Genomic DNA, 9,329 nt, shown 5'->3' with positions numbered 1-9,329 from the left:
GCTAATTATCCATAAAGGTGCGACGAAGAATGTCGCATATAGTGTTAGTAATTTATTAAAAACATTTATAAAGTAATGTTGCGATGATATTGAATCGCTGATTAATAGTTAATTTCAACAAATTTTTTAGCCGGTATAATCAAATGTCATCGTCTCTAAGAAAATTATTATTACTTCGTTATATCCCAAGAGCTCCAAAAAGTATTGATACAACAGCACTTCATTCTAGGCTACTTGATGAGGGATATTTGGTCACGGAAAGAACTGTTCAGCGAGATTTAGAGGAGTTAAGTATTTCTTTTGCTATATGTTCTGATGAAAGTTCTAAGCCATACCACTGGTTTTTTCCCCTTGATGCTGAGCCGGTTAACATACCTGCTATGTCTCCCCAGATAGCACTAACGTTTAAGTTAGTTGAGAAGTTTGCGCGTAATAGCTTCCCTAAGCATGTACTAGATAATCTAGCCCCCTATTTTGAACAATCTACAAATGAACTGAACTCTTTAGGCAATAACCGATTAGCCAAGTGGCCAAATAAGGTTGAGGCAATATCGGACGGAATGATTTTTCAACCACCTAACATTAAGAATTCAGTGATAGAAGCTGTTTATGAAGGCTTGTTAAATAATAAATGTCTTCAAGGAGTATACACGCCAAGAGGTAGCGATACCCAAAAGAACTATCAAATCCATCCATTGGGTATCGTTTCTAAAGGTGCCGTTATATATCTAGTATGTACATTAAGGGACTATGGTGACATTGTACAACTGGCTTTGCATCGCTTTGATTCGGCACAGCTAATAAATATAGACCTATCTTACCCCGATGACTTTGATTTGAAAGAATACGTTGAAAAGGGAGGGTTCGGCATATTAAATAGCGATAAGATAATTATTTTTGTTGGTCGGTTTCAACTGAAACAAGGGCAGCACTTATTTGAAACACCACTTAGTTCTGATCAGGTTGTAACTATGGAAGCTGATGGCTGGTTTACATTGAAAGCGAGTGTTCCTGACACCATGTACTTTCGTTGGTGGCTATTAAGTTTAGGTGACAAAGTTGAAGTATTAGAACCGAATTGGCTAAAAGACAAAATTGTAGAGACTACTCGTCACACCTTGTCTCTTTATGAGTAAAAAATCTATTTTTCACTACCTGCAGATAATCGTGACGAGTAAACTTCTCTTCGTTAAAGGACTTTACTTTAGTAAGAGGCCCATGACCGATTTATGAGCGCTGTCTCTCACGAAGCATGTACTTTTAGCTCTTTGGCATATGTCTCGAATGAAATAGATAAAAGTCACTCGGATAGAGTCATTCAGGTGACTGGGTATGGCACTTCTAAGACCCCTGCGTAGCCATCAACGGCTTACTTAGGCGTACTAAGCTAAGCGATGGACAAGCCCATCGCATGCTTAACCAACTGTTTCTTGATAAAGCCCTGCTTATTTACAAAGTCCAGCCCTGTATTACGCACCCACCGAAGAAGTGGATCGGGTTGAGCAAATAAACGCTTAAAACCTTCCATCGCGCCCATCATCAATAGGTTATCTGCCTGCCGCTGTCGTTGATAACGTTTGAGCAAGGTGAGATTTCCCGGGTCCAGCTCTTGTTGGTCAGCCAGTATCAGCACCTGACTCAATGCAAAAACATCTTTAAAGCCCAAGTTCACACCCTGACCAGCCAAAGGGTGGATGGTATGCGCTGCGTCACCGATCAAAGCAAGCCCCTCAGCGACATACTCTTTTGCATGTCGTTGGCGCAGAGGAATACTATAACGCTCTGACACATCTTCAATAGCACCAAGCATTGATTCACTGGCTTTTGCTAAAGCCTGGCAAAACGCTTCCTTATCCAAAGCCATTAAAGACTTTGCTTGCTCAGGTGTTTGCGACCAAACAATGGAGCAATAGGCGTCGCTCATCGATGGGTCCTGCAAAGGCAAGAGTGCCAAGGGCCCTGTTTCAGAGAAGCTCTGCCAAGCCGTCTTGTTATGTGGTTTCTCGGTTTTGATGGTGGCAACGATTGCGTGGTGTTGATAATCCCATTCACGGGTCGCCATCGACAACCAGGTCCTGATTCTGGAATTCGCGCCATCAGCTGCAACTAATAACTTCGCATGTATCTGACGACCATCATCCAGCAGCAAAGAATAAGGAGCTCCATCTACCTCATTTTGCTTCAGGCTGCTAATACGCCCACCAAAGAAACGTTCAACATTCTCTTGTTGCTTTAAGACCTGATGCAAAGCCGAGACAATATTCTGATTCTCTACGATATAACCCAAAGCATCTTCATATAACTCAGCCGCACTGAAATCTATTTGGGCTGTACCTAGCTGATCCCAAACATGCATGTTTCGATAAGGAAGGATTCGCTCTTCGTGAATATGCTGCCAGGCCCCAACACTCTTAAGTAAATCGCGTGAGGCAAAGGTTAGTGCACTGACTCTTGGCTCAAAGCCATTTACATCCTTAGGCTTAGACGGAGAGTGCTGCAGAGATTCTGCCGACTGCGCGTCAATTAAAGCAATTGAAAAGCCGGTATCACGTAGCGCGGCGGCGAGAGAAGCGCCCACCATCCCCGCACCAACAATCGCAATATCAAATTCTTGAGTACAAGCATCACTCATAAGATTAATTCTCTCTAAACCTAAGTATTAAAATGTGCTTTTCGGTCTGCCAGACCCATTGCTCGCTCTGCAAATATCGTTTTCAAGGGAGCGATGTTGTCGAGACCAACCAGGCCAATATCTCGCGCTAGGTTTAATATATGGGAAGGGTTCGCAAATACTTTGACCAGCTGATCACTTAAAGCAATCGTTTTATTCTGATCATCCATTCTCGACTGACAAAACTTATTCAATGGCGCCAGGGAACGATAATCCAAACCCTGCTTTACTGACTCATCAATATAAGCCAAGAAGGCCGCCACACCACGAATGGCCAAATTAAACCCTTGCCCTGCGACAGGATGTAAACTATGCGCGGCATTACCTAAGAGCAACACACCGGCCCGACATTGCTCTTCAGCTCTGACTAATTTCAACGGATAACTTACCCGTTCACCACAGCGTTCAATCGGACCTAGCCGCTCACTGAAACTCTCTTCCAAAGCTTTACAAAATTCAGCATCGCTCATATCCAAATGTGCCTGTATCTCTTTTTCGTCATGTGTCCAGACCAGTGCACAATCAGACTCCCTCAAGGGCAACATTGCCAATGGGCCTTTCTTAGTGAAGCGCTCAAACGCAACACCTTCATTTGGCAATGCAGTACTGACGTTAGCCACCAAGGCATGCTGAGAATATTTTTCCACTTGATAAGCAATGCCTAATAGCTTCGCAGTGCTCGACTCCGTACCATCTGCAATCACCATCAAGCGAGTGTTTAGCACTTTCTGCTGTTCAGGCTGCTCAATTGAGCTTAAGTGCACTTGATGGAAGTCTTTGCCTTGAGATATATGAGAAACCTTCACACCACTATAAAAAGGTAGTGATCTCTCATACACCTTGCTTAACAAACTCTGGCCCAAGCACTGATTCGGCACCACATAACCTAAGGCTTCCTGTCCATACTCTGCTGCATGCATCCGGGTGGTTCCAAAGCAGCCTTTTTCTGATACATGAACCTGTTCGATGGCACATACCGAAGGCTCAATATCTGTCCAGACATCAAGCTGCTCTAAGATTTCTCGCGTGCCCCAAGACAAGGCTGTCGACCTCGCATCGTAGCTAGGAGTGTACTCAGGTATATCTTTAGAGAAGGCAAAGGCATCAATCATGACGACATCAAGGCCTAGCTTAGATAGCCCCAAAGCAGTGCTTGCCCCGACCATTCCAGCCCCGACAATCAATACATCACAAACACTTTTTTCTTCTAACTGGGAAAATTCTTGAGCCATGTGTACTCCCTAAGACGAGGCCTGCGCCATAATGGCTTCAATATCATGAATCGTTTTCGGGACATCTTTAGATAGCACCTGATGAGACTTCTTGGTAACAGCAACATCATCTTCTATACGAATGCCAATGCCGCGCCACTTTTTCGCCACTTCTTTATTGCCGGGAGCGATATAAATACCCGGTTCAACCGTAATCACCATACCGGGCTCAAGCTCTCTCCATTCACCGTCGATTTTATACTCACCAACATCATGAACATCCAAGCCCAACCAATGGCCTGTTCGATGCATATAAAAAGGCTTATAACGCTCCTCTTCGATAATTTCATCCAGCTCGCCACTGAGCAAGCCCAGATCGAGCAAACCCTGGCAAATTACCTTGACCGCGGCTTCATGAGGATGATTCCAGTGACTCCCGGGCTTCACTGCTTTTATTGCGGCTAATTGAGCATCCAAGACGATTTGATAAATTGCCCTTTGCTCGTCAGAAAATTTTCCGTTTACCGGAAAGGTCCGAGTGATATCTGAGGCATAACAATCCAATTCACAACCAGCATCAATCAAGACAAGGTCGCCGTCATTCAAGGGGCCGTTATTATCGATGTAGTGCAATATACAGGCATTGTCGCCTGAACCAACAATAGCTGGGTATGCTTGAGAGCGAGCACCATTATCCATAAACACCTTGCTCATCGCTGACTCAAGGTGATATTCATGTAAACCTGGGCGGCAAACCTTCATTGCCTCAATATGTGCTTGGGCAGATATTTCAGCAGCCTGTTTCATCGTCTTGATTTCGGTGGTACTTTTTATCAAACGCAGCTCATGTAGTGCGTGCTCCAAGGCAACAAACTCACCAGGTGGGTGAGCACCATTTCTAACTTTACTGCGAATAACGTTGATCCATTCCATGACGCGACTGTCAAAGACAGCATCAAGGCCCATCGAGTAATAAACTTTATCCGTTCCCTCAATCATGCCTGGGAGGATTTCATCTATATCAGAAATGGGAAACGCATCATCGACACCAAACATATCAATTGCACGGTCTGGCCCGGCAATAAATCCATCCCACATTTCTTTTGTCGGGTCTCGCTCTCGGCAAAACAAGATGCTCTCACCGTGCTCTCGGCCCGGAATAATCACCAACACTGCTTCCGGCTCAGAAAACCCGGTCAGATAGAAGAAGTCGCTATCCTGACGAAAGGGGTAATCAACATCCCGGTTCCGGCTTTTAACCGTTGACGAGGGCAGTATCGCAATTGAGTTTTCACCCATGTGTTCAGCCAGATAAGCTCGTCGGCGTGAGAATTCTTTTTTATTCATCTCTTATTGTCCTGAGTAGCAGAATCTTGGTCAGCAATTGTTATTAATGTAATGTCGGTGTATCTGGGTCAATATCGGAAATAGCAGCTTTTTCTTCAGTCGAATCTTCTACTTCGGGCTGATTAAACTCAGCATATAAGTTAAGCACCCCCACCCTTACATACTCCACCACTTCAAAGAACTCTCTTTCACCCTCTTCAGTAGGCTCAACGCGAGGGTCCAGCTGGCAAATTTCAACCAGGTCTTTAAGAATTTCTTCCAGATCCTTCGATGCAGAATTAAGTCGTTCACTTGCAGAAATAGCGATACCTTCCAAAAAACCCCTTACCCATAACACCATTGCCTCAAGTCGTTCGGATAAAACATAGTCATCGTCTGGCAATAATAAGGTAAAACTACTCGAATCCTTATCGATACCCTCTGATACTTGGCTATAAAAAGCTAACAAGTCCTCAACTACATTAGCTTGAGCTGCAACATTTAACTCATCGACGCCCATATGTTCTAAAACCTGAGCTAAAAAGTCATTCGCCGTACGCTTAATGCCGCCGGTAATTTCCCCAAGTAATAAGCCATGTAACTCACTCGGGTGATTGATCGCACCTTGTCGGTTATAGACATTCGCCAACCAGTCAAAATCACTCTCCTGAGCCTCTTCATTTTCAAGCTCATCTATATCCTGCTCGGAAAACTTGTCTTTTTCTGTCATTTATATCGACCTTTTATCAAAAATTGAGCGAATTATACGAGACCTGCGACTGGATTGCGAAAGCGAGTTGACCCTCACGCTAGGCCAAATTATAGTTACCCCTCAATATACCGAATAGTATTGGTTTATTCTTCAATATTTGACTATCAAGGTAACTAAATGGAAGCGTCACAACTTAAAACGCTTTCTGGCAAAGTAGAGCAACTTCTAAACTACTGCCAGACGCTTGAAGCAGACAATTTAGCGCTAAAAAGCAGCCAAGACGATTGGCTGTCCGAGCGGACTAAACTTCTACAAAAAAATGATCTTGCCAAAAACAAGATTGAATCAATGATTGGTCGCCTAAAAGCTCTGGAGCAAGGTTAATGTCCGACGCCAACACACTAAAGGTCAAAATCCTTGAAAAGGACTACCTGGTCGCCTGCCCTCCTGATAAAAAGGACGCTCTAGAAAATGCTGCAGGGCACCTTGATGAAAAAATGCGAGAAATACGCTCGTCAGGAAAAGTTCTGGGCATTGAACGAATTGCGGTCATGGCAGCTCTAAATATTGCATACGAATTGCTCGAAAGTGGTCGCGATAAAGAAGGTGACCAGGAGATGTTGCTATCACTTGAAGAAAAGCTTGATCAAGCTTTGATCAAAGCAAAAGCACAGGCCTAATTGAAACCCTGGGCAATTTGTTTTTTTTCGTAAAAAGCCCTGATTTTTATCTAGTTTTTTTATATGATGGTTTGGCGTTCTGGAATGCTGGCTTGCTAGATAAGTCCTCGAGCCGATAATAACACCTTGGTAATCACATCATGTGATGTGTGCAAGTCCCCCGGTTTATCTGGATGGGAAAGCCTAATTTGCATATAGTGATCACCCCCTTGAACTTTCGGGTTCAAGGCCCTATCTGGCAGCGGCATTTTGGGCGCACCAAAATCAACACTCACAACAGAGCGTTGCTTTTGTTTAAACCTATCCAGCTCTATCTTATTGACGATACAGCCCAAAAATGAGTCTTTCTCAAACCTCCCCCGCCACCTTAATTCAAGAAAAAAAGCAGCTTCGTAGAGAGCTCCGCCAACAACGCCGCCAGCTCACCAAGCTTCAACAAAGAACAGCTTCAACGCATTTACTCAAAAATCTGAAACGCTTTGGTTTACTACTGAGGGGCAAACATATTGCTTTGTACTTAGGCAACGACGGTGAAATCTGCCCTCGATCACTGCTCACACTAATACAGAAATGGGGAAAGACAGCATACTTGCCCGTCATCCACCCCTTAAAACCACAACAGATGATTTTTTGCCAAGTCTCTGCATCAAGCCCTTATATCAAGAACCGTTTCGGTATTGAGGAACCTGACTTTAAACGCTGCAAACAATTCAATGCTAAACAACTGTCAACAGTGTTAATGCCACTGGTAGCATTTGATAGCGAAGGAAACAGAATGGGAATGGGAGGCGGCTTCTATGATCGCACTTTTGACTATAAGCGACGGCTTCCTCAGTGCAAGCCTCGCTTGATTGGATTAGCACATGAGCTGCAGAAGATGGACGCGCTTCCGGTCAATGACTGGGATGTCAGCTTAGATGCGATCGTCACCGATCAAGGTATCTATGCAAAAAAATAAGCCTATGCAGAATCAAACGAGCAAAAAAGCCGAGTAATTCTTTATGAATAGAGAGTTTTAGTAGCGGCTGGCTGAACGATCAAATACATGCTCAGTACTAGCGTTCTGAACCGGCTCTTCATCAGCACCAATGCTAATAGAAGAAAAGCCACTTATGACCAAACCGATCATAAATATACCGATTACAGCCAACATTGTATCGGGTTTCTTCTTCATATTTTCCTCAAAATAAAACTTTAATAATCAGAAAAATAGCACAGCTTTAGAAAATTTCCATTAGAACCCTGCTTTAAGTAGCGGATTCTAATGGCTTTAGCACCTAATTACTAGCGTTTTGACTTACCTGCCCTCAAGAAAAGTTGATACGCCTCATTATCCGTCTCGACCCAGTATCGGAAACCTATCTCATCTAGCATTCCCTGAAAGGCTTTCGTATCAGAGTCTTTCAGCTGCACCCCCATCAGGACACGACTGTATGCAGCGCCATGGTTACGATAATGGAACATGGAAATATTCCAACGAGTACCAAGTGAATTAAGGAATGACATCAGCGCCCCTGGCCTTTCAGGAAACTCGAAACGATAAACCTGCTCATCACCAACGCCTTCAGAACGCCCACCGACCATATGCCTGATATGAAGCTTTGCAATCTCGTTGTCAGTCATATCCAGCACGGGATAGCCTTGGGACTCTAACTCTGCAATAACACGCGCCCGATCTTCGCCACCCGGAAGCACTTGCACACCAACAAAGATCTGCGCGTCACTTCCTTCTGCATAGCGATAATTAAACTCGGTCACATTACGAGTTTGCAGCGCTTGAATAAACTTCTGATAGCTTCCAGGCTTTTCAGGGAGAGTGACAGCAATGATTGCCTCGCGCTGCTCACCAATTTCAGTTCGTTCAGAGATATAGCGTAAACGGTCAAAGTTAACATTCGCCCCACTAACGATGGTCACTAAATTCTCACCACTTAAGCCTTCACGTTCCGCATATTTTTTTAAGCCAGCGATGCCCACCGCACCTGCGGGTTCAGCAATTGATCGTGTATCATCAAAGATATCTTTAATGCCTGCACAAATCTCATCTGTTGAAACAGTAATCACCTCATCAACATACTTTTTGGCAATTTCAAAAGGCAGCTTACCAATCTGTTTAACCGCGACACCTTCTGCAAAAATCCCTACTTCTTCTAGAATTTCTCTACGCCCAGTCTCTAGCGCCACCTTAAGACATGCCGCCTCTTCAGGCTCAACACCAATCACTTTTGTTTCGGGGCGAACAAACTTAATATAGGCTGCCATTCCCGCAATTAAGCCGCCACCACCAACCGGCACAAACACCGCATGAATAGGTGCGGTATGCTGCATTAGTAACTCCATTGCGACCGTCCCTTGCCCGGCAATCACATCTTCATCATCGTATGGGGGAATATAAACCAAGCCCTCTTTCTTTACCTTTTCTAAGGCATAAGCGGAAGCTTCATCAAAGGCATCACCAACGAGTTCAACTTTTGCGCCCTTCGCCCTGACCGAGTTAACCTTAATTTCAGGGGTCGTTTTTGGCATAACGATAGTCGCGTCGATACCAAGCTTCTGCGCAGCTAAAGCAAGCCCTTGCGCATGATTACCGGCAGAAGCCGCAATCACGCCAGCTGCTTTTTCTTCATCTGTGAGTAAACGAGCACGGTTATAGGCTCCACGAAGCTTAAAAGAGAATACAGGCTGCAGGTCTTCTCTTTTAAGGTATATTTGATTATCAAAACGCTCCG

Annotated in this window: 10 protein-coding genes and 1 other RNA gene; 5 read left to right on the top strand and 6 right to left on the bottom strand. The window is 44.3% G+C overall.

Annotated features, from left to right (window positions below; translation table 11 throughout):
* Positions 1–248 precede the first annotated feature (248 nt).
* Positions 249–1,136 carry a YafY family protein gene (locus A3766_RS23125; RefSeq protein ID WP_231882970.1) on the top strand — a complete coding sequence of 296 codons (888 nt, stop codon included), beginning with the start codon at positions 249–251 and terminating at the stop codon, positions 1,134–1,136.
* A 251-nt stretch (positions 1,137–1,387) separates the two neighbouring features.
* On the opposite strand, the gene A3766_RS23120 is transcribed toward A3766_RS23125, so the two are convergent.
* Genes A3766_RS23120 through A3766_RS23105 form a run of 4 tightly spaced genes read right to left on the bottom strand, consistent with a single transcriptional unit; the run spans position 1,388 to position 5,938 of the window.
* Positions 1,388–2,632, bottom strand: coding sequence for a UbiH/UbiF/VisC/COQ6 family ubiquinone biosynthesis hydroxylase (locus A3766_RS23120; protein ID WP_068553546.1), 1,245 nt, complete (start codon positions 2,630–2,632; stop codon positions 1,388–1,390).
* A gap of 20 nt (positions 2,633–2,652) precedes the next feature.
* Positions 2,653–3,903 carry a 2-octaprenyl-6-methoxyphenyl hydroxylase gene (ubiH, locus tag A3766_RS23115; RefSeq protein ID WP_068509186.1) on the bottom strand — a complete coding sequence of 417 codons (1,251 nt, stop codon included), beginning with the start codon at positions 3,901–3,903 and terminating at the stop codon, positions 2,653–2,655.
* Between the two features lie 9 nt (positions 3,904–3,912).
* Positions 3,913–5,229: a Xaa-Pro aminopeptidase gene (gene pepP, locus A3766_RS23110; protein ID WP_068509183.1), complete on the bottom strand. Its 1,317-nt coding sequence runs from the start codon at positions 5,227–5,229 to the stop codon at positions 3,913–3,915.
* A 43-nt stretch (positions 5,230–5,272) separates the two neighbouring features.
* Positions 5,273–5,938 carry a UPF0149 family protein gene (locus A3766_RS23105; RefSeq protein WP_068509181.1) on the bottom strand — a complete coding sequence of 222 codons (666 nt, stop codon included), beginning with the start codon at positions 5,936–5,938 and terminating at the stop codon, positions 5,273–5,275.
* A 159-nt stretch (positions 5,939–6,097) separates the two neighbouring features.
* Between A3766_RS23105 and A3766_RS23100 the strand changes: the two genes are divergently transcribed.
* From A3766_RS23100 to A3766_RS23085, 4 genes are all read left to right on the top strand, one after another.
* Positions 6,098–6,304, top strand: a complete 207-nt coding sequence (locus A3766_RS23100) for a TIGR02449 family protein (RefSeq protein ID WP_068509120.1) — start codon at positions 6,098–6,100, stop codon at positions 6,302–6,304.
* Positions 6,304–6,600 carry a cell division protein ZapA gene (locus A3766_RS23095; RefSeq protein WP_068509122.1) on the top strand — a complete coding sequence of 99 codons (297 nt, stop codon included), beginning with the start codon at positions 6,304–6,306 and terminating at the stop codon, positions 6,598–6,600. The genes A3766_RS23100 and A3766_RS23095 overlap by 1 nt, the downstream gene beginning before the upstream one ends.
* Before the next feature lie 73 nt (positions 6,601–6,673).
* A non-coding RNA gene (gene ssrS, locus A3766_RS23090) (6S RNA) lies at positions 6,674–6,859 on the top strand.
* 78 nt (positions 6,860–6,937) lie between these two features.
* Positions 6,938–7,558 (top strand): 5-formyltetrahydrofolate cyclo-ligase, encoded by a 621-nt coding sequence (locus A3766_RS23085; RefSeq protein ID WP_068512216.1) that lies wholly within the window; start codon positions 6,938–6,940, stop codon positions 7,556–7,558.
* Between the two features lie 57 nt (positions 7,559–7,615).
* On the opposite strand, the gene A3766_RS29885 is transcribed toward A3766_RS23085, so the two are convergent.
* On the bottom strand, positions 7,616–7,774 hold the full coding sequence (locus A3766_RS29885) for a hypothetical protein (protein WP_156490412.1): 159 nt from the start codon (positions 7,772–7,774) through the stop codon (positions 7,616–7,618).
* Between the two features lie 110 nt (positions 7,775–7,884).
* The coding region (gene ilvA / locus A3766_RS23080; RefSeq protein ID WP_068643038.1) for a threonine ammonia-lyase, biosynthetic at positions 7,885–9,329 on the bottom strand (1,445 nt) is incomplete at its 5' end.

This window comes from Oleiphilus sp. HI0132 (assembly GCF_001635845.1).
Note: the sequence above shows the minus strand (reverse complement) of the source record. Positions and strands in the feature narration are given on the sequence as shown.

Excerpts from the sequence above, each read along its gene's own strand:
- A3766_RS23120 (WP_068553546.1), bottom strand. The coding sequence starts at position 2,632 with ATGAGTGATGCTTGTACTCAAGAATTTGATATTGCGATTGTTGGTGCG.
- ubiH (WP_068509186.1), bottom strand. The coding sequence starts at position 3,903 with ATGGCTCAAGAATTTTCCCAGTTAGAAGAAAAAAGTGTTTGTGATGTA.
- pepP (WP_068509183.1), bottom strand. The coding sequence starts at position 5,229 with ATGAATAAAAAAGAATTCTCACGCCGACGAGCTTATCTGGCTGAACAC.
- A3766_RS23105 (WP_068509181.1), bottom strand. The coding sequence starts at position 5,938 with ATGACAGAAAAAGACAAGTTTTCCGAGCAGGATATAGATGAGCTTGAA.
- A3766_RS23100 (WP_068509120.1), top strand. The coding sequence starts at position 6,098 with ATGGAAGCGTCACAACTTAAAACGCTTTCTGGCAAAGTAGAGCAACTT.
- A3766_RS23095 (WP_068509122.1), top strand. The coding sequence starts at position 6,304 with ATGTCCGACGCCAACACACTAAAGGTCAAAATCCTTGAAAAGGACTAC.
- A3766_RS23085 (WP_068512216.1), top strand. The coding sequence starts at position 6,938 with ATGAGTCTTTCTCAAACCTCCCCCGCCACCTTAATTCAAGAAAAAAAG.
- A3766_RS29885 (WP_156490412.1), bottom strand. The coding sequence starts at position 7,774 with ATGAAGAAGAAACCCGATACAATGTTGGCTGTAATCGGTATATTTATG.